This window comes from Caulobacter vibrioides (assembly GCF_002310375.3).
Lineage (GTDB): Bacteria > Pseudomonadota > Alphaproteobacteria > Caulobacterales > Caulobacteraceae > Caulobacter > Caulobacter vibrioides_D.
The window spans coordinates 2,051,110-2,073,862 of the sequence record NZ_CP023315.3; the positions used below are offsets into that span (position 1 = coordinate 2,051,110).

At 67.5% G+C, this 22,753-nt stretch carries 19 protein-coding genes and 1 tRNA gene; 10 read left to right on the forward strand and 10 right to left on the reverse strand.

From position 1 onward, the window contains the following. Positions 1–38: 38 nt before the first annotated feature. The 4 genes from CA606_RS09725 (at position 39) to CA606_RS09740 (ending at position 8,259) form a co-directional block, all read left to right on the forward strand. Complete coding sequence (locus tag CA606_RS09725; RefSeq protein WP_096051316.1) at positions 39–2,900, forward strand: TonB-dependent receptor; 2,862 nt, start codon at positions 39–41, stop codon at positions 2,898–2,900. A gap of 114 nt (positions 2,901–3,014) precedes the next feature. Continuing rightward, complete coding sequence (locus CA606_RS09730; RefSeq protein ID WP_096051315.1) at positions 3,015–4,538, forward strand: tryptophan halogenase family protein; 1,524 nt, start codon at positions 3,015–3,017, stop codon at positions 4,536–4,538. Positions 4,539–4,561: 23 nt separating this feature from the next. Then, entirely contained in the window at positions 4,562–6,850 is a 2,289-nt protein-coding gene (locus CA606_RS09735) for a beta-glucosidase (RefSeq protein WP_096051314.1), read from the forward strand. Beyond that, the gene (locus CA606_RS09740) at positions 6,850–8,259 is read left to right on the forward strand and encodes a glycoside hydrolase family 30 protein (RefSeq protein ID WP_096051313.1); all 1,410 of its coding nucleotides are present in this window, start codon (positions 6,850–6,852) and stop codon (positions 8,257–8,259) included. Before CA606_RS09735 ends, CA606_RS09740 begins: the two co-directional genes overlap by 1 nt. A 42-nt stretch (positions 8,260–8,301) precedes the next feature. On the opposite strand, the gene CA606_RS09745 is transcribed toward CA606_RS09740, so the two are convergent. Continuing rightward, positions 8,302–9,258 carry an alpha/beta hydrolase gene (locus CA606_RS09745; RefSeq protein ID WP_096051312.1) on the reverse strand — a complete coding sequence of 319 codons (957 nt, stop codon included), beginning with the start codon at positions 9,256–9,258 and terminating at the stop codon, positions 8,302–8,304. A 213-nt stretch (positions 9,259–9,471) separates the two neighbouring features. On the opposite strand from CA606_RS09745, the gene CA606_RS09750 reads away from it, so the two are divergent. After that, on the forward strand, positions 9,472–10,491 hold the full coding sequence (locus CA606_RS09750; RefSeq protein WP_181242872.1) for a glycoside hydrolase family 43 protein: 1,020 nt from the start codon (positions 9,472–9,474) through the stop codon (positions 10,489–10,491). Positions 10,492–10,727: 236 nt separating this feature from the next. Here the strand turns inward: CA606_RS09750 and CA606_RS09755 are convergent, their stop codons facing one another. Both CA606_RS09755 and CA606_RS09760 read right to left on the reverse strand, forming a co-directional pair. After that, a complete protein-coding gene (locus tag CA606_RS09755) occupies positions 10,728–13,250 on the reverse strand; it encodes an ABC transporter permease (protein WP_096051309.1) in 2,523 nt (840 codons plus the stop codon). Beyond that, positions 13,247–13,933 carry an ABC transporter ATP-binding protein gene (locus tag CA606_RS09760; protein WP_096051308.1) on the reverse strand — a complete coding sequence of 229 codons (687 nt, stop codon included), beginning with the start codon at positions 13,931–13,933 and terminating at the stop codon, positions 13,247–13,249. Before CA606_RS09760 ends, CA606_RS09755 begins: the two co-directional genes overlap by 4 nt. A gap of 57 nt (positions 13,934–13,990) precedes the next feature. Between CA606_RS09760 and CA606_RS09765 the strand changes: the two genes are divergently transcribed. Further along, complete coding sequence (locus CA606_RS09765) at positions 13,991–14,623, forward strand: arylesterase (protein ID WP_096051307.1); 633 nt, start codon at positions 13,991–13,993, stop codon at positions 14,621–14,623. A 167-nt stretch (positions 14,624–14,790) separates the two neighbouring features. On the opposite strand, the gene CA606_RS09770 is transcribed toward CA606_RS09765, so the two are convergent. The 6 genes from CA606_RS09770 to CA606_RS09795 all read right to left on the reverse strand — a co-directional run bounded on the left by CA606_RS09770 (position 14,791) and on the right by CA606_RS09795 (position 19,615). Continuing rightward, complete coding sequence (locus tag CA606_RS09770) at positions 14,791–14,997, reverse strand: hypothetical protein (RefSeq protein ID WP_096051306.1); 207 nt, start codon at positions 14,995–14,997, stop codon at positions 14,791–14,793. Between the two features lie 254 nt (positions 14,998–15,251). Beyond that, on the reverse strand, positions 15,252–16,070 hold the full coding sequence (locus CA606_RS09775) for an MBL fold metallo-hydrolase (protein ID WP_096051305.1): 819 nt from the start codon (positions 16,068–16,070) through the stop codon (positions 15,252–15,254). Continuing rightward, entirely contained in the window at positions 16,067–16,855 is a 789-nt protein-coding gene (locus tag CA606_RS09780) for a TatD family hydrolase (RefSeq protein ID WP_096051304.1), read from the reverse strand. Before CA606_RS09780 ends, CA606_RS09775 begins: the two co-directional genes overlap by 4 nt. After that, the gene (locus CA606_RS09785; protein WP_096051303.1) at positions 16,852–17,862 is read right to left on the reverse strand and encodes a DNA polymerase III subunit delta'; all 1,011 of its coding nucleotides are present in this window, start codon (positions 17,860–17,862) and stop codon (positions 16,852–16,854) included. The genes CA606_RS09780 and CA606_RS09785 overlap by 4 nt, the downstream gene beginning before the upstream one ends. Further along, positions 17,859–18,485: a dTMP kinase gene (gene tmk, locus CA606_RS09790; protein WP_096051302.1), complete on the reverse strand. Its 627-nt coding sequence runs from the start codon at positions 18,483–18,485 to the stop codon at positions 17,859–17,861. The genes CA606_RS09785 and tmk overlap by 4 nt, the downstream gene beginning before the upstream one ends. Positions 18,486–18,631: 146 nt before the next feature. Further along, complete coding sequence (locus tag CA606_RS09795) at positions 18,632–19,615, reverse strand: septal ring lytic transglycosylase RlpA family protein (protein ID WP_096051301.1); 984 nt, start codon at positions 19,613–19,615, stop codon at positions 18,632–18,634. Between the two features lie 103 nt (positions 19,616–19,718). On the opposite strand from CA606_RS09795, the gene CA606_RS09800 reads away from it, so the two are divergent. From CA606_RS09800 to CA606_RS09815, 4 genes are all read left to right on the forward strand, one after another. After that, positions 19,719–19,808: transfer RNA gene (locus tag CA606_RS09800), tRNA-Ser, on the forward strand. A gap of 39 nt (positions 19,809–19,847) precedes the next feature. Then, a complete protein-coding gene (locus tag CA606_RS09805) occupies positions 19,848–20,756 on the forward strand; it encodes a class I SAM-dependent methyltransferase (RefSeq protein ID WP_096051300.1) in 909 nt (302 codons plus the stop codon). Then, a complete protein-coding gene (locus tag CA606_RS09810) occupies positions 20,753–21,493 on the forward strand; it encodes a pseudouridine synthase (RefSeq protein ID WP_181242873.1) in 741 nt (246 codons plus the stop codon). Before CA606_RS09805 ends, CA606_RS09810 begins: the two co-directional genes overlap by 4 nt. After that, positions 21,486–21,719: a sulfurtransferase TusA family protein gene (locus CA606_RS09815; RefSeq protein ID WP_096051299.1), complete on the forward strand. Its 234-nt coding sequence runs from the start codon at positions 21,486–21,488 to the stop codon at positions 21,717–21,719. The genes CA606_RS09810 and CA606_RS09815 overlap by 8 nt, the downstream gene beginning before the upstream one ends. Here CA606_RS09815 and CA606_RS09820 read toward each other — a convergent pair. Further along, positions 21,691–22,677 (reverse strand): YihY/virulence factor BrkB family protein, encoded by a 987-nt coding sequence (locus CA606_RS09820; RefSeq protein ID WP_096051298.1) that lies wholly within the window; start codon positions 22,675–22,677, stop codon positions 21,691–21,693. The two genes, CA606_RS09815 and CA606_RS09820, sit on opposite strands and share 29 nt — an antisense overlap. Positions 22,678–22,753: the final 76 nt, after the last annotated feature.

Below are 22,753 nucleotides of genomic sequence, written 5' to 3' on the forward strand. Positions count from 1 at the left end.
ACGTCGCCGCAGCAGGGCGAGATCAGAGGGGAGAGTCTATGCGAAACCGCACGAACAGCGGCGCGCGTCCGTCCAACAAGCGATTCTACGGCACGGCTTCTGCCGCCGCGATCACCCTGGCCCTGGCGGGGTCCGGCGCCGCCTGGGCGCAGACGGCTCCCCAGACGCCCAAGGCCGAGGATGACGCCGTCGAGGCCATCGTGGTGACCGGCATCAAGGCCGGCATCCAGAACGCGATCAACATCAAGAAGAACGAGACCTCGATAGTTGAGGCCATCTCGGCCGAAGACATCGGCAAGCTGCCCGACGTGTCGATCGGCGAGTCGATCGCGCGCCTGCCGGGCCTGGCCGCCCAGCGCGTGAATGGTCGCGCCCAGGTGATCTCGATCCGGGGCCTGGCGCCGGACTTCACCACCACGCTGCTCAACGGCCGCCAGCAAGCTAGCTCCGGCGACAACCGCGCCGTCGAGTTCGACCAGTATCCGTCGGAACTGCTGTCCAGCGTCGTGATCTACAAGACCCCCGACGCCCAGGTCTCGGGCATGGGCCTGTCGGGCACCGCCGACCTGCGCACGGTGCGACCGCTCGAGTTCGGCAAGCGCGCCGTCGCGGTGAACATTCGCGGCGAGAAGACCGCCGGCAAGAAGCTGAACGACGACGTCAGCAACTGGGGCGGCCGCTACAGCGCCAGCTACATCAACCAGTTTGCCGACGGCACGTTCGGCGTGGCGCTGGGCTACGCCCACCTGGATTCGCCCTCGCAGGTGAAGCACTACAAGGCCTATGGCTATGAAGCCTTCGGCTTCGCCGTCACGCCCGACAGCGCCGACAACGCCCTGATGCTCAACGGCCAGGAGCTGTTCGCGACCTCGCGCCTGAACAAGCGTGACGCGGTCATCGGCATCTTCGAGTACCAGCCGAACGACCAGATCCACTCGACCCTGGACCTCTACTATTCGACCTTCCGGCAGGAGGAGACCACGCGCGGGGCGCAGTGGTTCTCGAACGGCTGGGCGGACAACGCCACCTTCACCAACGTCAAGACCGAGGACCTCGGCGGTTCGCAATTCGCGCGCAGCGGTCTGCTCAACAATGCGGTCCCGCAGCTGCGGAATGACTACAACACCCGCATGGACCAGCTGTTCGCGGCCGGTCTGAACAATGAGTTCCAGCTGTCGGACCGCACCAAGCTGGTCGCCGATCTGTCCTATTCGTCCAACAAGCGGAAGGAACAGATCATGGAGACGTACGCGGGCTATGGCCGCGGCGTCGGTGGCGTGACTCCGGCCACGCCGGACATCGGCCGTGTCTTCGATAAGATCGGCTTCCAGGTCGCCGATAACGGCTACTCGCAGTACGACGAGGGCTTCAACTACGCCGACGCCAGCAAGGTCACGCTGGGCGACCGTGCGGCTTGGGGCGGCTGGGGCCACGATGGGGCCATCCGCTTCCCGCAGGTGAAGGAGGATGTCACGACGGTCGACGTCCACCTCGAGCATGAGATGGACGGCTTCATCACGCAGGTCAGCGCGGGCGTGAACCACACCAAGCGCGACAAGGGCAAGACCGTCTCGGACAACGATCTGTTCCTGAAGAACGGTCGCCAGCAGGTCTATGTCGACGCAGGCGACCTCGTGGACCCGACGCAGCTCGGCTTCGCCGGCTTCGGCGGCGTGCTGAGCGTCAATATCGGCGACGCCTGGCGCAAGTACTATAACTGGGCCCCGATCCTGGACGCCAACTACTACGACAAGACCTGGGAGATCACCGAGAAGGTCACGACCTTCTTTGCGCGCGCCAACTTCAAGGCCGGCGACCTGCGCGGCAACCTCGGCGTTCAGGTGGTCAAGCAGGAGCAGGCCTCTTCGGGCGTCGTGATCAACGGCACCGAACCGGGCAAGCCGATCACGCCCACCAAGATCAACGTCAAGGACGACTACACCGACGTCCTGCCCAGCATGAACCTGATCTATGACCTGGGCGGCGGCCATCGCCTGCGCTTTGCGCTGTCCAAGACCATGGCCCGTCCGCGCATGGACGACATGCGCGCCAACGTCACGCCGGGCTTCAACTCGCTGGTCTGCTCGGGCCAGCCCTGCGCGCCGGGCACGACGGTCAATCCGTGGTCGGCCAGCGGCGGCAACCCGAACCTCAAGCCCTGGATGGCCAAGGCGGCCGACCTCGCCTACGAGTGGTACGTCAGCCCCGCGACCTATGTGTCGGTAGCCGGCTTCTACAAGAAGCTCGACACCTACATCTATTCGCAGAGCGGCAAGTTCGACTTCACCGGCATCCCGCTGCCCACGACGGCCACGGCCATCCCATCGGGCATCACCATCAGCCCGATCGGCCAGATCACCCTTCCGGCCAACGGCAACGGCGGCGTGGTCAAGGGCCTGGAGTTCAGCGGCGCGGTCGATCTTGGCCAGTTCGCTGACCTGCTGCAGGGCTTCGGCATGCAGGGCAGCCTGTCGCTGACCAAGTCGAACCTGAACCCGACCACCAGCACCGATCCCAAGCAGAAGGTCCGCATCCCCGGCCTGTCGGGCACGGTCTACAACGTCACCGGCTACTATGAGCGCGGCGGCTTCCAGGCCCGGATCAGCCAGCGCTATCGCTCGGCCTTCAAGGGCGAGGTGGTGCAGCTGTTCGCCACGCGCGGCTTCACCGAGATCCTCGCCGACAAGCAGGTCGACGCGCAGATCGGCTACACCTTCCAGGACGGGCCGATGGAGAACCTGGGTCTTTTGGTCCAGGTCAACAACCTGACCAATACCCCGTACCGCACCCGTCTGGGCCTGGACGGCGGCGGGACCAAGACCGGTGGCGGCGGCGCGCTGCCCGAAACCTACGAAAAGTACGGCCGTCAGATCCTGTTCGGCGTGAACTATCGGTTCTAAGCAAGGGGCTGAACGGGTCGCTCTCCCCAGCGGGCTCGTTCGCCAGGCAAGAACCAATCGGGGCGGGGTCGTCGAAAGGCGGCCCCGACCTACGACCCAACGGGAGGCGGGTGGTTGAAACCGCTCAAGAAGATTCTGATCGCCGGCGGCGGCTCCGCAGGCTGGATGACGGCCGCGCTCTGCTCGCGCCTGTTCCAGGGCCTCTACGAGATTGTGCTCGTCGAGTCCGAGGAGATTGGCACGGTCGGGGTGGGGGAGGCGACCATCCCCGCCATCAAGAAATTCAACGAACTGCTCGGGCTGGAGGAAGACGACTTCCTGCGCAAGACGCAGGGCTCGTTCAAGCTGGGCATCCAGTTCAGGAACTGGTGGCGCCAGGGCGAGAGCTATCTCCACGGCTTTGGCGTGATCGGCCAGGACCTGGGCTGGCTGCGCTGCCACCAGTACTGGCTGCGCATGCGGGAACTGGGCCGAGCGGGCGACTTCGACAACCTGTCGATCAACAATGCGATGGCGCTGAGCAACAGGTTCATGCGCGCCCGCGCCGACATGGCCGAGTCGCCGATCGGCCATATCGCCCACGCCTTCCATTTCGACGCAGGCCTCTACGCCAAGCACCTGTCGACCTACGCCCAAGCGCGCGGCGTCACGCGTCGCGAGGGCAAGATCGTCGATGTCACCCTGCGCGCCGAAGACGGCTTTGTGCAGTCTGTGACGATGGACGATGGCGAGGTGATCACGGCGGACCTCTTCGTCGACTGCTCGGGCTTCCGCGGGCTGATCATCGAGCAGGCCCTGAAGACCGGCTACGAGGACTGGACGCACTGGCTGCCCTGCGACCGCGCCGTCGCCGTGCCGTGCGATCGCTCGGAGCACTTCACGCCCTACACGCGCTCGACCGCGCACACGGCAGGATGGCAGTGGCGCATCCCCCTGCAGCACCGCACGGGTAATGGCCACGTCTATTCCAGCCAGTACATCGACGACGACGAGGCCGAGCGCGTCCTGCTCGCGAACCTCGACGGCGCCCAGCGCGCCGACCCGCTGCGCATCCGCTTCAAGACCGGCAAGCGCAAGAAGATCTGGAACAAGAACTGCGTCGCGATCGGCCTAGCCAGCGGCTTCCTGGAGCCCCTGGAGTCGACCAGCCTGCACCTGATCCAGTCAGCTGTGATCCGCATGGTGCGGCTGCTGCCGGACGCCGGCTTCGATCAGGCGACGATCGATGAGTTCAATCGCCAGAGCGATTTCGAATACGAGCGGATCCGCGACTTTATCATCCTGCACTACAAGGCCACCGAGCGCGACGACAGCCCGTTCTGGCGCTACTGTCGCGACATGGAGATCCCCGCCACGCTGCAGCGGAAGATGGATCTCTTCCGCGCCAACGGCCGGGTGTTCCGCGAAGACGACGAGCTGTTCACCGAGGAGAGCTGGATCCAGGTGTTCCTCGGCCAGGGCGTCTTTCCGCGCGCCTATGACCCGCTCGTTCACGTCCAGTCCGATGAAGAGATCGCCCGGTTCCTTGGGAACATCGAGACGGTCGTCGGCAAGTGTCTGAACGTGATGCCCTCCCACGCCGAGTTCGTTGCGCACGCCTGCCAGGCGCCGCCGCTCGCGCCCGTACCCACCTCATAGCCAAGCTTATCCGGAGTACCGCCATGACGACCGCCGCCCTGCCTTCTTCCGCCTTGCGGATCCTGTGCCGGACCACCGCCGCCGTGGCGCTGCTCGCGTTTCCGCCGATGTCGGGCGCGGTCGCGCAGGTCATGCCGACCAAGGACAGCGCGCCCCTGGCCGCTCGGGCAAACGATCCGGCCTGGGCGCGCGCCGACGCGCTCGTCAAGCAGATGACACTGGACGAGAAGATCACCTACCTGCACGGCCTGTTCCCGCCGATGGCCAAGCCGGCGCCGACCGACATGATCTCGTCGGCCGGCTATGTGCCCGGGGTGCCGCGCCTGAAGATCCCGACCCTGCGCGAAAGCGACGCCAGCCTCGGCGTCGCCAACCAGATCGAGCAGCGCAAGGGCGACGTGGCCACGGCCCTGCCGTCCGGCCTGGCCCTGGCCTCCACCTTCGAGCCGAAGCTGGCGTTTGACGGCGGTGCGATGATCGGCGCCGAGGCGCGGGCCAAGACCTTCAACGTCCTGCTGGCAGGCGGTGTGAACCTGACCCGCGACCCGTGGGCGGGCCGGAACTTCGAGTATCTGGGCGAGGATCCTCTGCTGGCCGGCGAGATGGTCGCCGAGCAGATCAAGGGTGTGCAGTCCAACCACATCGTCTCGACGATCAAGCACTTCGCGCTGAACGCCCAGGAAACCGGGCGCCACGTGATGGACGCCCAGATCGACGAGGCGGATCTGCGAGAGAGCGACCTCCTGGCCTTCCAGATCGCGATCGAGAAGAGCAATCCCGCCTCGGTCATGTGCGCCTACAACAAGGTCAATGGCGACTGGGCCTGCCAGAACGACTTCCTGCTCAACAAGGTGCTCAAGCGCGACTGGAACTATCCGGGCTGGGTGATGTCGGACTGGGGCGCGGTGCACAGCACGGTCAAGGCGGCGCTGGCGGGGCTGGACCAGCAGTCGGGCCAGGAGCTCGACACCCAGATCTTCTTCGGCGAAGACCTCAAGGCGGCCGTGGCCAAGGGCGAGGTCAGCCAGGCGCGCGTCGATGACATGGTCCGGCGCATCCTGCACGGGGTGATCACTTCGGGCCTGATGGACAACCCGACCCCGACGAGCGCCCAGCCGATCGACTACGACGCCCATGCCAAGGTCGCCCAGGCCGTGGCCGAGCGCGGCTCGGTGCTGCTCAAGAACGACGGCGGCCTGCTGCCGTTGGCCAAGAGCGCCAAGAAGATCGTCCTGATCGGCGCCCACGCCGATGTGGGCGTGATCTCGGGCGGTGGCTCCTCGCAGGTCCGCTCGGTGGGCGGCGCGCCGGTCGAGATCCCGCTGAACGGCGGCGAGGCGGCGTCCTTTGTGCGAGTGACGTGGCATGCGTCTTCGCCGCTGCAGGCGATCAAGGCCGCTAACCCCAACGCTGAAGTCACCTATGTCGACGGCAAGGACCCCGTCGCCGCCGCCGCCGCCGCCAAGGACGCCGACGTGGCCATCGTCTTCGCCTGGCATTGGCAGACCGAGGCCCAGGACGCCCCGTCGATCGCGCTGCCCGACAACCAGGACGCCCTGATCGAGGCGGTGTCGGCGGCCAACAAGAACGCGGTCGTCGTGCTCGAGACCGGCGGTCCGGTGCTGATGCCCTGGCTCGACAAGGTCGGGGCGGTGCTGCAGGCTTGGTATCCGGGCCAGCGGGGCGGCCAGGCGATCGCCCGCCTGCTGTTTGGCGAGGTCAATCCGTCGGGCCGTCTGGCCATGACCTTCCCGAAGAGCGAGGACCAGGCGCCGCGCGCCAGCGCGCCGGGCTTCGCCGAGCAGGCGGCGATCGATGACGCCCGCCGCGCCGGCCAGAAGGCTGGGCCGATCAAGGGCTTCCCGGTGCGCTATGTCGAAGGTGCGGCGGTCGGCTACCGCTGGTTCGCCCAGGAAAAGCGCCAGCCCCTCTATCCGTTCGGCTATGGCCTTTCGTACACGAGCTTTGGCTACAAGAACCTCAAGGTCGAGGACGGCGATGGCCTGAAGGTCAGCTTCGACGTCACCAACACCGGCAAGGTCGCCGGCGCCGACACGCCGCAGCTCTATGTCACCTCGGGCCAGCGCAAGGCCATGCTGCGTCTGGCCGGCTTCCAGAAGGTGGATCTGGCGCCCGGCGAGACCAAGCGGGTGACCCTCACCGTCGAGCCGCGCATCCTGGCCGACTACGACACGGCCAAGCCAGGCTGGACCATCGCGGCGGGAAGCTATCCGCTCTATGTCGGCCGCAACGCCGGCGAGCCCGTCCTGACCGGCAGCGCCAAGCTGAAGGCCTGGTCGAGGAAGCCCTGATGCGCCTTCGCCTCGTTTCCATGACGGTCGCGGCTCTGGCCGCGACCTCGCCGGTCCTGGCCGCGCCCAAGCTCCGCGCCTGGGTGACGACCGGCGACCAGAGCCAGCTCCTGGCGGCGCAAGCGCCTGTGGCGGCCTCGTCCGCCGAGGCGCTGGTCGGACTGCCGGTGATCGCGGTCGACGCCCAGGAACGCCACCAGGCGATGGTTGGCTTCGGCGCGTCGATCACCGACGCCTCGGCCTGGCTGATCCAGACCAAGCTAAAGCCCGCCGATCGTGACGTGCTGCTGCGCGAACTGTTCGGACGCGGGGAGGGCGGTCTGGGCTTCAGCTTCACCCGTGTGACCATCGGCGCGTCCGACTTCTCGCTGGACCACTACAGCCTCAATGACACTCCGGACGGCGCGCCGGATCCGGAGCTGAAGCACTTCTCGCTGGCGCGGCCCAAGCAGCACGTGTTTCCCACCGTCCGGGCGGCCTTGAAGATCAATCCCGAGCTGAAGGTCATGGCCTCGCCCTGGAGCGCGCCGGCCTGGATGAAGACCACCGGTTCGCTGGTCAAAGGCCAGCTCAAGGCCGAGGCCTACCCCGCCTACGCCACGTTCTTCGCCCGCTACGTCCAGGAAGCCGCCAAGGTTGGCGTGCCGACCGACTATCTCAGCGTTCAGAACGAGCCCGACTTCGAGCCCGAGAACTATCCGGGCATGCGGTGGCTGCCGCAGGACCGCGCGCGGTTCTTCGGCGAGCACCTGGCCCCAGTGTTCAAGCGCGAGAAGATCAAGACCCGCGTGCTCGACTGGGACCACAACTGGGACCAGCCCCAGCAGCCGCTGACGGTCCTGGCCGACCCGAAGGCCCGCGCGTTCCTGACGGGCGTGGCCTGGCACTGCTACGCGGGCGAGGTCTCGGCGCAGGACAAGGTGCGCGCGGCCTATCCGGACAAGGAGGTGTTCTTCACCGAGTGCTCCGGCGGGGAATGGGCGCCGAAGTTCGATGACAGCTTCGCCTGGATGGTCGAGCAGCTGATCATCGGCTCCACGCGCGGCGGCGCGCGCGGCGTGCTGATGTGGAACCTGGCGCTCGACGAAAAGTTCGGGCCACACGCGGGCGGCTGCGGCGACTGTCGCGGGGTGGTTTCGATCGACAGCCAGACCGGCGCTGTGACCCGCACGCAGGAATACTACGCTTTTGGCCACGCCAGCCGCTTCGTAAAGCCCGGCGCGGTGCGGATCGGCTCGCCGGCCAAGGTCGAGGGGCTGCGGACCGTGGCGTTCCAGAACCCCGACGGTCAGCGCGTCCTGATCGTATTGAACGTGTCGACCGCCCCGGCGGACTTCGTCATTGCGTCGGCGGGCGTGCGCTTCAAGGCGTCCTTGCCCGCAAGGTCGGCAGGCACCTTCGTCTGGTAGTGAGCGGCCGGCGCGTGTTGACGCGCCGGCCGTTCCTTCGGTTCAGGCCTTCGGCTTCAACATGCCGTGCATGCCGATCCAGCGGACATAGGCGTCAAACCAGCCGGTGCTGGTGGTCGTCTTCGGGTACATGCCAAAGCCATGCCCCCCTTGTTCGTACAGGTGAAACTCGGCCGGACGCTTGGCCTTGCGCCAGCTGTCGATCAGGCCAAAGCCGCTGTTGGCGAAGAAGGGATCGTCGGCGGCTAGCGCCACGAACATCGGCGGCGCGTCAGCGGGCGCGGTGACCGGGGACAAGGGCCCATAGATCAGGCCGATGAAGGCGGGCTTGGCGTCGTCGCCGCTCAAGGTCGTCGTCAGGGTCAGCATGGCGCCGGCCGAGAAGCCCAGCATGCCGATCCGGTCCGGATCGACGCGCCATTCCGCCGCGCGCTTGCGAACCAAGGCGAAGGCGGCGCGGGAGTCGGCCAGTTGCGGCGCTAGGCCCGCCATCGCCGCCTGAGGGTCAGGCCGGGGCCGCTGCGCTGTGCCCGAGAACATCTCCTGCATCGACCGCTCGAACCCCGCCATGTCGGGTGGTGTCTGGTTGAGGCGGTACTTCAGCACGAAGGCGGCGACGCCCTTGTCGGCGAGCGCGCGGGCGGCGTCCCAGCCTTCGTTCTCCATCGACAGGGTGCGAAAGCCGCCGCCCGGCGCGATGATCACCGCCGCGCCGGTCGCCTTGGCGGGGTCGGGCAGGAAGGGCGTCAGCGTGGCCTCGGTGACGTTGCGGGCGAAGACGCTGCCATACTGGCTGTGCCACGACTCCGGCGCCGTCGCGCCGGGCAGGGGACCTGTGCCGAGCGCGATCGCATTCGGCTGCGCCGGGATCGAGATCGGCGTCATCTTTTCGTTCTGGGCCGCCGCAGGGCCCGTGGCGGCGACGCTCAGAGCGAAAGCGGCCAGAGCCACGCCCACTGTTCCTCGCAACCCGCGCGAGCGCTGCATCTTGCCGTTCATGCGTCTCTCCCTTTCGCATGCCGATCGCGCGCCAAGCCCGGTTTCACACCGTTCGCTACTATCTGGCGCGTGATCCTGTTGCGTCATGTCTGACAAAAGAATCTTCGGTGCGCCAGATGTATCGTTCAGATTGCAGGCCCCATCCGGTCACTTCTCGGCGTTGACGGTTTCATTTGTCCGAGTAAATGTCAGGCCTCGTTTGGGAGGCGCATGATGAAGCTTAAGCTCGCCGCGTTCACGCTGGCCTTGGTCGTAAGCCTGGGCGGGCCGGGCCTCGCTGCGGAGGAGGGGGGCTGGCTCCCCCTCAGCGCCAATCCCATTTTCCGGGACAAGTTCACGGCCGACCCCGCGCCGCTCGTCGTTGGCGACCGGCTGTATCTCTATGTCGGTCGCGACGAGGCGCAACGGGACGAGATGTTCAATATGCGCGAGTGGCTGGTCTATTCGACCACCGACCTGAAGACATGGACCTCGCACCCGCCGATCATGAAAGTCGCCGACTTCAAGTGGGCGCAGAAGGACGCCTGGGCGTCGCAGGCGATCCAGAAGAACGGCAAGTTCTACTTCTACGCCGCCGTCGAGCACGACCAGACGCGTCCTGGCAAGGCGATCGCCGTGGCCGTGTCCGACAGCCCGACCGGACCGTTTGTCGACGCGCGCGGCTCGGCGCTGATCACCAACGACATGACCCCGAAAGGCACGCACAGCTGGGAGGATATCGATCCGACGGTCTGGACCGACGATGACGGCGTGACCTGGATCGCCTGGGGCAACCGCCAGTGCTACATCGCCAAGCTGAAGCCCAACATGATCGAAATCGACGGACCGATCACCGAGATCACCCCGCCGCATTTCGAGGAAGGGCCCTGGCTGCACAAGCGCGACGGGCTGTACTACCTGACCTACGCGTCCCTCGATCGCTCCACGCAGCGCGACGAGCATGTCTCCTACGCCACAGCGCCGGCCATCACGGGGCCATGGACCTATCGCGGGCTGCTGACGGGCTCAGGCAAGTACAGCTTCACGATCCACCCGGGCATCGTGCAGTTCAAGGGCGCCTGGTACATCTTCCTGCACAACGCGACCCTGACGATCGGCGACCTGAACGGCGCGATCGGACGGCGGGCGGTCACCGTCGAAAAGCTCAGCTACAACCCCGATGGCACGATGAAGCCCGTGGTCCAGACCGATCGCGCGGACGCCTTCGTGGCGACGGTCGTACCGGCCAAGTGACGGGAGCTGGCGCCTCGGAGCGCTCTATAGTCCGAACTCAATTGCGGAGGCGAAAGCCTCGACATTTCAAAGACCAAATCTCTCGTCATCCCGGAAGCCTCGCAGAGGCTATCCGGGACCCAGGGGGTGACGAAACGCCTTGCGGGCCGCCCCTGGGTCCCGGCGCTACAGCCCGCTACGCGGTCTTCCGGCCGGGATGACGAGAAAATATGATCTCCGTAGACCGCTGCCGACCGCTAGTCCCCCCGCAGAACCGGCGCTGGCCGTTGCGCGAGGGCAAGGCTGGCGGCGATCAGGCCGCCTAGGGTCGCCAGGCCCGTCGCGCCCGCCAGCAGAGCCAACACACCGGTCCAGTCGACGCTCCAAGTGGCCTCGAAGACCTTGACCACCACCGGCCAGGCTGCGGCGAAGCCGAACAGCACGCCAGCAGCCCCGGCGATGAGACCCACAGCGCCATACTCGATCACGTAGGCCAAGAGGATCTGACCCCGCGTGGCCCCGAGCACCTTGAGCGTCGCCGCCTCCCGGGCGCGCGCTCGGGCGCCGGCCGCGATGGCGCCGGCCAGCACCAGGAGGCCCGCCAGACCCGCCACCGCCGCCGCGCCGCGCACCGCCAGGGCCAGCCGGTCGAAGAGGGCGGCGGCCGACTCCAACTGCTCGCGCACGCTGATCACGTTGACGGTCGGGAGGGTCTGACCAAGCTTGCGGGTGAGGGCGGCTTCCTGGGCCTTGTCCATGCGGGCGATGGCGACGCTGCGAAGCGCCGCGCCCTCCAGCGTTGCTGGGTTGAGGATCAGGTTGAAGTTGGGTCCAAAGCCGCCGAACTCGATGGTCCGCAGCACCGTGATCCGCGCCTCGATCTCCTGACCCAGAACCAGCAGGGTGACCGTGTCGCCCAGCTTGAGACCGGCGGCTTCGGCGATCTCGGCGCTCATGGCCAGCTTTGGCGGGCCAGCGTCGTTTTCCGCCCACCAGCGCCCGGCGACGACGCCCGCGTTCTTGGGCTCCTTGGCCAGGGTCGACAGGCTGATGTCGTTATCGAACGCCCATCGCGCCGAGGGCTTGACGCTCTTGGGATCGATCGGCTTGCCCTTCACCGCGATAATGCGGCCGGTCACGAACGGCATGCGCAGATAGGTGTCCTCGGTCAACGGCCCCATGACCGAGGCCGCTGTCGCGTCGAAGGTCGCGGCCTGGTCGGCCGGAATCTCGGTGAACACCATGGCCGGCGCGGTGCGGGGGGCCACGTCGCTGACCTGGGCCAGCAGCGCCGACTGGATCAGCACCACGCACGCCAGCAAGGCGACGCCCAGACCGATCGCCGGGCTGGCCGTTCGCGCCGCCGAGCGAGGCCCCGCTAGGTTGGCCAGGCCCAGCTTGGCGGGGCCCCGGGTGAGGCCGCGCGCCTTACCGGCCGCCCACGCGGCGGACCGGCCCAGGGCGGCCAGCAGACCGAACGACACCGCCACGCCGGCGATCATGATCGCGGCGGCGATCGGTGTCGGCGCCGTGGCGACCGCCAGCGCGGCCAGGCCCAGGCCCGACAGAGCCGCGCCGAACGTCTCGACGCCCAGCGGCAGCCGCCCTTTCGGGGCGCGGCGGAACAAGGCGGACGGCGGCGTGACCCGCGCTCGCGCCAGCGGAAGCAGCGAGAACGCCCCAGCAGCCAGGAAGCCGAACAGCGCGGCCTTGGCCAGCGGCAGGGGATAGACCTTGAACAGCGCCGGCACCGGCAGGCTGGAGCCCGCGAGCTGTCCCAGGATCAGGGGCGCGGCGCCGCCGATGACGAGGCCGATCGCGATGCCCAGCAAGGCCAGGACCGCGATCTGGATCAGGTGAAGATCGCGGATCAGGCCGCTCTGCGCGCCCAGGGCCTTCAACACGGCGATCGCCGGTTCCCGCGCGGAGAGGTAGGCCGAAACCGCGCCCGCCACGCCCAGACCGCCTGCAACGAGCGAGGCGAGGCCGATGAAGCCCAGGAAGTATTCGAGCTGGTCGATCAGCCGGCGCGCGCCCGGCGCAGCATCCAGACGGTCGCGCACCCGCATCCGCGAGTCCGGAAGCGAGGCCTGCACCGCCTTGCCGATCGCGCGGGGATCCTGGTTGGGCGACAGCGCCACGCGCACCGTCCTGCTCGTCAGGCCGCCGGGCGCCAGGAGGCCGGATCGCTCCAGCACCTCGCCACGGACCAAGACACGGGGCGCGATGGCGAAGCCGCGTGACAGGCCGTCGGGCTCACCGGTCAACCGCGCGCCCACGACCAGCGTCATGGGGCCGGCCTCGAACCGGTCGCCGATCTTCAGGTTCAGGCGATCCATGAGCGCCGGCTCCACCGCCGCGCCGGGCACCCCGTTCCGGTCGGCCAGGGCGGCTTGCAGGTTCGGCGCGCCTTCGAGCGTCACGGCGCCGGCGAGCGGAAACTGTCCGTCCACGCCGCGCAGATTGACCAGTCGCCGCTCGCCGCTGGGGGCCTGGGCCATGGCGCGCGCGGTAGCGGCGTAGGTGGTCACGCCCAGCTTGTCGAAGGTCTGGCGCTCCTTGGGCGTGAAATCGCGGTTCTCGATCGAGAACGCCAAGTCGCCGCCCAGGATCTCGCGCGCCTGGCTGGCCAGGCCCTGGCGGAAGGCTTCAGCCGTTGAGCCGGCGGCCGCGATCGCCGCGACGCCCAGCGCCAGGCAGGCCAGAAAGATGCGGAAACCGCGCACGCCCGAGCGAAGTTCGCGGGCGGCGAGGCGGAAGGCGAGGGGCGTGCGGCTCACGAGACGATCCGTCCGTCGGCCATCCGCACGATCCGGTCGGCCCGGGTGGCCAGCACAGGGTCGTGGGTCACCATCACCATCGCTGCGCCGACCTCGGTCACGAGGTTGAACATCAGATCCGCCACCGAGGTGGCCGTGGCCCCGTCGAGATTGCCCGTGGGCTCATCGGCGAACAGCAGGGCGGGGCGGGCGGCTAGGGCGCGAGCCAGGGCCACACGCTGCTGCTCACCGCCCGAGAGCTGGTGGGGGTAGTGGGTCAGGCGACCCGACAAGCCAACCCGGCCGAGCCAATCGCGCGCCGTCGCCATCGCGTCCCGTGCGCCGTCGATCTCCAGCGGCGTTGCGACGTTTTCCTCGGCGGTCATGTTGGGCAGCAGATGGAACGACTGGAACACCAGGGCCGCGCGACCGCGTCGCAGGCGGGCCCGGCCGTCCTCGTTCAGCTTGGCCAGATCTTGGCCGAACAGCCGAACCTGGCCCGCTGTAGGTTCTTCCAGGCCCGCGCCGACGGCGATCAGCGACGACTTGCCCGAGCCCGAGGGACCGATGATCGCCACCCGCTCGCCGGGGTTCACCACAAGGTCGACGCCGCGCAAGATGTTCACGGGACCGGCGGAGGAGGGCAGGGTCAAGGCGACGGCGTCGAGGACCAGGGGCGCGGCGGGCTTAACGTCGTCGGACATGGGTTTTCCTGCAGGGCCGGTCCTTGTTTGGCCGGCAGCTAGACTACATAGGAAGGCATGAGCCAGACCGCACACCGTTTTCCCAATCGTCGTCGTTTTTTGCTGGGGATCGGTCTGCTGAGCCAGATCGCCGCCGCGCCGAAGCCGGTCGTGATCACCGTGCTGGGCGACTCCATCACCGCCGGGCTCGGCTTGCCCGCGCGCGACGCCATGCCCGCGCAGCTGCAGGCGGCGCTCGGACGCCTTGGCGTGTCGGCGGTCGTGCGGCCGGCGGGCGTCTCTGGTGACACCAGCGGCGGCGGCTTGGCCCGTGTCGGCTTCAGCGTGGCGAAGGATACACAACTCTGCGTGGTGGCGCTGGGCGGCAACGATCTCTTGCAGGGTGTCGATCCAGCCCAGACCAAGGCGAACCTGCGGGGCGTCCTGCAAAAGCTGAAAGCCCGGAACGTCCGCGCGGTGCTGGTCGGCGTGGCGGCGCCGTCAAGGATCGGCGCCAGCTACGCGCGCGAATTCAACGCCATCTATCCGAGCCTAGCCAAGGAGTTCGGCGTGCCGCTTTACGCCAACATCCTGGCTGGTGTCGGCGGCGATCCCGCGCTCATGCAGGCGGACGGGATCCACCCCAACGCCCGAGGCGCCAAGAAGATCGGCGAGGCGTTGGCCGCGATCGTCGCGAAAGCAGTGAAGTAGCCGACGTCGATCAAACCAGCGGCCTGGTGGGCGTCGTGCTCCCGGGCGCATGCAATTGTCGTCTAAGATATATTATCAGAAGAATTAGAGATCGGATCCAAAGGCTGCGGCGCTGGTGAGTTCGCCGCTCACCGCAGCTCTTACCGGCGCGAAAGCCGCCGCTAAGCTCAGGCCGCCACCCTGGCGTCGAGCGCGGCCAGCTTGGCCAGCACACGGTCCAGCGTCGAGCGTTTCACGGGCTTGCCGTCGCGCAGCTTCGTCCAGGTCGTTTCGCTGATGGCATAGCAGTCGAACAGATGCTCGCGCGTGACCGCCGGGAGGCGCGCTCGCAGGCGTTGGAACACTTCGCGCGAGATGGTGACGGTTTCGGCCATGGTCTTTGGGCGATTGATCTCGGGAAAAGGACTCTACCGCGTCCCTATGACGGTGTTGTTAGGCGCGCTTATTTCAACGCTGTTACGTAAGGCCAAGTTTTAGGCAAACTGAGGCAAGAGCATGGTTGCGAGGCGACGCGCCTGACCTTCGCCCGTTCAGCGGACGTAGCGACATCACAGCACATCTTGCCGTCATACTGAAGATTATGTGCAAGTGCGCAAAGCGCGTGGGCCCGGCGCCGTCGCGACGCCGCCTAGCGCCCGCCGTGAACGCTGAAGCGCATACCATCGAACGCTGGCTCGACGTTCGGGGGTAAACGCGCCGCCAGCGCCTGGTAGTCGAGATCGATGTGCAGGTTGGTCAGGATGGCCCGGCGCGGTTTGGCGCGGGCGATCCATTCCAAGGCCAGATCGACATGGGCGTGCGTCGGGTGCGGGGTCCAGCGTAGTGCGTCAACGATCCAGACATCCAGGTCCTGCAGCGCCGACCAGCTTGCCTCGGGGATGGCGCGCGCGTCGGGCGTGTAGGCCACGCCGCCGATGCGATAGCCGACCGCGCGCACCTCACCGTGATCAACGTCGAAGGTCTGGACGTCGATGCCGCCGCTCGGGCCTTCAACCGAGAAGTCGACGCCCAAGGGCGGGATCAGGCGAGGCTCGCAGATCGCGGGATAGCCGCCCTGGCTGACGAAGATGTAGTCGAAGCGCCGCGTCAGCCCGTCGTGCGTCGCCTGGTCCATATAGGTCGGGATGCGCGTACGCTGATTGAGGAAGAACGGGCGCAGGTCATCGATGCCGTGGGCCTGATCGGCGTGATCATGGGTGAACAGCGCCGCATCCATCCGGCGCACGCCCGCCGCAGAGGTCTGCAGGCGCAGGTCTGGCGACGTATCGATGATCACGGTCGTCTCGTGCAGCGCGCCCGCCGGCGAGGGTCGGCGCACCAGCAACGAGCAGCGCGAACGGTGATTCCGCGGGTCGCTCGGATCACAGTCCCCCCAGTTGCCGTCCGCGCGCGGCACGCCGCCCGAGGAGCCGGAGCCCAGGATCGTGAACTCGAGCCCGCCGCTCATGGACGCGGGATCCGGTCAAACAGCGCGAAGAACGCGTCCTCGGTCCGCTGCTCGGTGTCGGCGCGGCTCCAGCCTCGGATCTCGGCGAGCTTGTCGTAGATATGCGGCAGGAAAGCCGGCTCGTTTCGGCGACCTCGCATGGGCACGGGGGCCAGATACGGGCAGTCGGTCTCGACGATGATGCGGTCGGCGGGCATGTCGCGGATCACCGCCCTCACCTCCTCGGCCGCCTTGAAGGTGGAGATGCCCGAGACCGAGAACCAGGCGCCCAGCGCCGCCGCCCGCGCGGCCAATTCGGCGCCGCTGGTGTAGCAGTGCATCAGGATCTTGAACGGGCCCGCCGCATGCTCGGCCTCGAGGATCTCGCCCATGACCTCGTCAGCTTCACGCGTGTGCAAGACCAGCGGCAGCCCGCTTTCTCGCGCCGCAACGCAGTGCTGGCGGAAGACCTCGGCCTGCACGTCGCGGGGCGACAGGTCGTAGTGGAAATCCAGTCCACACTCGCCGATCCCGACCACGCGGGGACGCTGGGCCAGCTCCACCAAGGTCGCAGCGGTCAGTTCGGGATTCTCTTTGGCCTCGTGGGGGTGCGTGCCGACGGTGCACCAGATGTCCGCCTCGGCCATGGCGATGGCGTGGACGGCCTCGAAGGACGAGACCTTGTCGCAGATGGTCACCATCATCGCGATCCCGGCCTCGCGGGCGCGGGCGATGACGGCGTCCTTGTCTTCGGCGAACTGAGGCGCGTGAAGGTTTACGTGACTGTCGATGAGCATACGGCTCACATCGCTGTCTTGGCCGCCGCGCGCAAGTCCGAGATCACACTCCAGAACACATCGGCCCGGTCGAGGTTCACGGCCTCAGCCTCGGCCGGCCAGCGCGAGAGCCTCTCCCAAGCCGCCGCCCAGCGGTCGAGACCCGGAGAGTTCTTGCCGTCAGCGGCGACCTGGGTCGCGAAGATCCGCACCTGATCGGCCAGGCGATCCATCAGGAGTTCGAACCGCGCCGCGCCCTCGGCGCCTCGGAAGGTGTCGGCCATGGCCAGCAGAGCGCCCTCATCGATCTTGGGCAGGCTGCGGAGAATCTCGTTGGCGGCGTCGTCGATCGCGATCGCGCCGGCGGCCGCCAGTTGCAGGGCGCGGCCCGGCGCGCCATGCGCCATGCGCGCCAGCCGTTCGGCGTCGCGATGCGGAACATCGGCCATCTGCTCGACCATCTCGGCGGCGGCCGCTACCCCGGGCGCGGGTATGGCGAGGCGACGGCAGCGCGAGCGGATAGTCGGCAGCAGCTTGCCCGGCGCATGACTGATCAGCAGGATCACGCCCCGCGCCGGCGGCTCCTCCAGCGTCTTCAGCACCGCGTTGGCGGCGTTGACGTTGAGGTCGTCGGCGGCATCGATGATCGCCACGCGATAGGGTGAGACGGCGGGCGAATTGGCGAAGAATTCCGGCAGCTTGCGCGCCTCATCAACCGGAATGGATTTGCGCGCCTTGCCGTCGTCGGTCAGGCGTTCCAGCACCATCAGGTCGGGATGCGACCGCGCGGCGACCTGGCGGCTGACCACGTCCGACGGTGCCGCGCCCAGAAGGCCTTGCGACGGGTCCGGCCGGGCGCCCAGCAACCGGCGCGCCATCCTGTAGGCCAGGGTCGCTTTGCCCACGCCCTCGGGACCGGTGAGCAGCCAGGCGTGGTGCAGTCGTCCGCGCTCCAACGCATCGATGAAGGCGGCCTCGGCGGCGGACTGGCCGTCCAGTCGGTAGACGTCGCGAGGATAGGCCGGGGCTTGCATCACAGACCCAGGCGCTGTGAGACCACGTTCGAGATCGCCGCCGTGACAGCGTCCAGCTCGGCGTCCGCGTCGATGACGACACAGCGCTCTGGCTCCTGGCGCGCGATCTCCAGATAGGCGGCGCGAAGACGTTCGTGGAACGCCAGACCCTTCGACTCAAAGCGCGCCGCCCCGCCGCGCGCCTCGGCGCGCTGGAGGCCAACCTGCGCCGGCAGATCGAGGATCAGCGTCAGGACCGGGACCGTACCGCCCAGCACGTGTTCCTCCAGGGCGGCGATCAGACTGGCCGGCGCGTCGCCGCCCGCGCCCTGATAGGCCCGCGTGGAGTCGGCGTAGCGATCGCACAGCACGACCGCACCGCGCGCCAGGCCCGGCCGGATGACGCGCTCGACGTGATCGCGGCGCGCCGCATACATCAGAAGGCTTTCGGTGACCGGCGACCAGCGATCAGCCGCGCCATTGACCAGCAACTCGCGGATCGCCTCGGCGCCGGGACTGCCGCCCGGTTCGCGCGTCACGATCACATCGTGGCCGTCCGCGCAAAGGCGATCGGCGAGGCGACGGATCTGAGTGGACTTTCCCGCCCCCTCCCCGCCTTCGAAACTGATGAAGAAACCTTGGGTCACCGGTCTCCAATCGACCGGTTTGAGAGGCTTGTCTAGAGCCTGTCGGGCTTAGACAAGACTCTCTGAACCCGACAAATGGGCTATAAAATCAGATATTTAGAGCCGTTTTTGGGGCTTTGGATGATTCCATCCAAAGCTAGACGGCTCTAGGGGCGCAGAATGGTGGCGCCGGAATAGCCCAGCGCCTCAACACGTTGGCGAAGTGTCCAGGCCGCGCCCTCGTCATCGCCGGCCGCGACCGTCACGCGATAGAGCGTTCCCGAGGCCCGTTCGATCGCCTCGATCGACGCTCGGCCTGCGCTGGTGAGCTGCCGCACAGCCTTCTCGGCGTTCTCACGGCTGGAAAACGAACCGGCTTGGATGCGATAGGCGGCCGACCGGGCGCCGGCGAACACCGGATCCGGCGGGTTGATTGGGGGAGCCGATTGCCGGATCGGCGCAGGGCTCCAGCTCGCCTCGCCTCGGGGCGGCAGGACCTGGACCCTTTGCGGCGGCTCCTGGATGTCCTCAAAGCTGCGCGGCGCGGGTCGTGGTCTTGGCGGGGGCGGCGCGGTCTGCGCGTACTGCCGAGGAGCCTCGACGGCGCGTCTCGGCGCGGGACCGACATACTTGACCCGCACCCGAGCGACACCCTGACGGCGATAGCCCAGCTCCTCCGCGGCGGCCTTGGAGAGGTCGATGATGCGGTCGTCCACAAAGGGCCCCCGATCATTGACGCGGAGGATCATTTTCCGGCCGTTGTCGAGATTGGTGACCTCCACAAGGCTCGGCAGGGGTAGAGTCTTGTGCGCCGCCGACGGCAGATCCATGTCGAAGATCTCGCCGTTCGACGTCTTGCGATTGTGGAACTGCTCGCCGTACCAGGAGCCGATCCCGGTGACGTTGTAGTCCTTATCCTCGTGCGGATAGTACCAGATCCCTCTGATCTGATAGGGCTTTTCCGTCCCGCGTAACGGCTTTCCGTCACGACCGATCATGGAGCCAGGACGCGGCGCACCGCCCGTGCTGGTCGCCACGGTGCGGCCAGCCTCATATTTGGGCGTGGCGCAGGCCGCGAGGCTGGCGGCGGCTAGGGCCACAAGGCCCAGGTTCCGCGCGATCCGCCACGCCTGTTCGATACGCTGGTTCATCCGCTCGTCTTCCGACGGGTCGCACCCTTCCGAGCGATCATCTTGATTGGTTTGTTTTGAAGTCTGGTTAAGGCGCGAGCACGCTGATATAGCCGCCTGCTCCGGACAGGTGGCCGAGTGGTTTAAGGCAGCGGTCTTGAAAACCGCCGTAGGTGGAAGCCTACCGTGGGTTCGAATCCCACCCTGTCCGCCAGACACTCCCGCTCGTGCGGAAAACGCTTTCAGGACAAGCATGTCGGCGACCCGAACCGCGATCTATGGCCAGCCCGACCACGATCTGGCGCCCTCCGCGTCGGATGCGCTTCAGCTCTCCCCCTTGATCGTCGGATCGGCGAATCTCGCCGAGGTCGCCGACGAGTCCTTTGACGCTGTGACGGTTCGTGCGCCGGCGGGCGCGGTCGAGCGTCGTTATGTGCTGGCCCACGCGCTGCGAGCGCTGACCGCCGGCGGACGTCTGACTGTGTTCGCGCCCAAGGATCGTGGCGGACTGCGCTTGAAGAAGGAACTTCAGGCGCTGGGCTGCGAGGTCGGCGAGAGCGCGCGTCGTCACAATCGCATCTGCGTATCCCTGCGTCCCGCCGTGATCCCCGGCCTGGAAGACGCCCTCAAGGCCGGCGCGCCGCGCCAGATCGCCGAGAACGGGCTTTGGACCCAACCTGGCGTCTTCAGTTGGGACCGCCTGGACGCCGGCACCAATGCGCTTCTTCAGGTCCTGCCGGCTTTCGCGGGCGTCGGCGCTGATTTCGGCAGCGGCATCGGCCTGCTGGCGCTCAATGTGCTGGCCTCGCCAAAGGTAACGCAGCTGACCCTGGTCGAGCTGGACCATCGTGCAATCGAGGTGTCGCGGCGCAACGTGACCGATCCGAGGGCGGAGATCGTCTGGGCGGACGCGCGTCAGACCGGCCTGAAGGATCTCGACTTCATCGTCAGCAATCCCCCGTTCCATGACGGCGGCGGCGAAGACAAGGCGCTGGGCCAAGCCTTCATTCGCGCGGCCGCTGACGCCCTGCGCAAGGGTGGCGCTCTGTGGATCGTGGCCAACCGCCACCTGCCCTATGAGGCGATCCTGGCCGAGAGCTTCGCCAAGGTGCGCCTGGTCGCTGAAGGCGGCGGCTACAAGGTGTTCGAGGCCAAGAAGTGAGCAAGGCGCTCATGGCTCGCCTGGACCGGTTGCTGGCCAATCTGGGCTATGGCAGCCGCAAGGACGTCCAGGCCCTGGTCGCCGGCGGCAAGGTGGTTCTGGATGGGGTGGTCCTGAAGGACGCCGGCGCTCGCATCGCGGTCGACGCGACTCTGCCGGAGCGGATGACCATTCGCGGCGCGCCCGTTGATCCGCCCGCGCCGCTGGTGCTGATCATGCACAAGCCTCTGGGCGTGGTGTGCTCGCACAAGGAAGACGGCGAGAAGATCTATGATCTGCTGCCGCGCCGCTGGCGCTTACGCGACCCGGGCCTCTCGACAGTCGGTCGTCTGGACAAGGACACCAGCGGCCTGATCCTGATCACCGACGACGGCGACTTTTTGCATCGGGTGATCTCGCCGAAGCGTCATGTGCCCAAGACCTATCTGGCGACGCTGGACCGACCGCTGACTGGCTCAGAGAGCGAGGTCTTCGCCGCCGGAACACTGATGCTGGACAGTGAGGAAAAGCCGCTGCTCCCGGCCAGGCTGGACGTGGTGGACGCGCAAACCGCGCGCCTGACGATCACCGAGGGGCGCTACCATCAGGTCCGGCGGATGTTCGCAGCGGTCGGCAATCACGTCGTGACCCTGCATCGCGAGCGGATCGGCGGCATCGCCCTCCCCGCCGACCTGGAGCCCGGCCAGCATCGCATCCTGTCGGCGGCGGACGCCGAGCGGGTGTTCGCCGATGTCTGAACCGATCATCGTCGACGCGCGGGGCCATCACTGCCCCGTCCCGACCTTGAAGCTGCGCAAGGCGCATGAGACGGCGGCCGCCGGCGCCGAGCTGGTGCTGTTGGCTACGGATCCCATGGCGAGGATCGACGCGCCGCATTTCGCGGGCCAGGTGGGCGCGACGGTTCTCGACGTCACCGACCTGGACGGCGGCGTGATCAGGATTCGGATTCAGAAGGCGCCTTGAGCGCGATCCGGCGCGGCCCTTCCAGCAGCGCGCGCGGCCGCTCGTCGAGCGCGATCTCGACCTCGGTGGCCAGCGCTCCGCCGAAGAAGATGGCGTTCACGCTCCAGGACAACCAGATCAGGAAGATGATCACGGCGGAAACCGAGCCGTAGGTCGCGCCCAGATGGACGACCTTCTCGACGTAAAAGGCGCTGGCCCAGGACATGAAGACGCAGAGCGCCGCAGCGGCGACGCCCCCGGCGATCGAGGCGCGCCAGCCGACGATCCCTCGGGACATGGCGTAGCGATAGACCAGGCTCATCCCGACCACGATGCCGAAGCTGGCCCAGGTCCATTCGGACTGGATCCAGGAGACGCCCGCCAGCGGGCGCAGCTCCAGCGCCGACCCGAGCAGGCGCAGGGTCAGGAAGATACCCGACATGATGAAGAGCAGGCCGAAGGCCGCCATCAGGACGAGCAGCGCCATCAGGTTGAAGCCCAGAAAGCCGCGCTGGTTCTCTTCATCGTGGATGAACGACAGCCCCGCGAGCAGCGCCTTGAAGCCCCGGTGCGCGGCGTAGGCGCCGACGACCAGCACGACGCCGCTTTGCAGCGAAATGGTCTGGCCGGGCGCATGCGCAAGCCGGGAGAGCTCGTCCTGCACGATCGACCGCGCCCCGGAGGGAATCAGTTCCGCAATCTTCACCGCCTGCCAAGACGCGGTCTCCGGCGTCAGGAAGAAGCTGTAGAGGCCGATCAGAATCGCCAGGCCCGGGAAGACGGCCAGAAGCGCGAAAAACGAGACGCCGCCGACGTAAAGCATGACGTCACGGCCCCAAAGGCGAGACAGCGCAAGCCCCAGGACACGGAGGATTTCGCGAACCCAATGGATCGGATCAAGGTCGAGGTCGCGCCAGCGGATGCGTTGCTGCGGGTCATGCATCCGCCGGACCATGGCCGCGCGGCCTCTCGAAGTCAAAGACGCGCCACCTGGGGGAGGTGGCGCGTCTCCGCAGGACTTGCCTGAGAACCGATCGCCGCTTCGAGGGACGGAT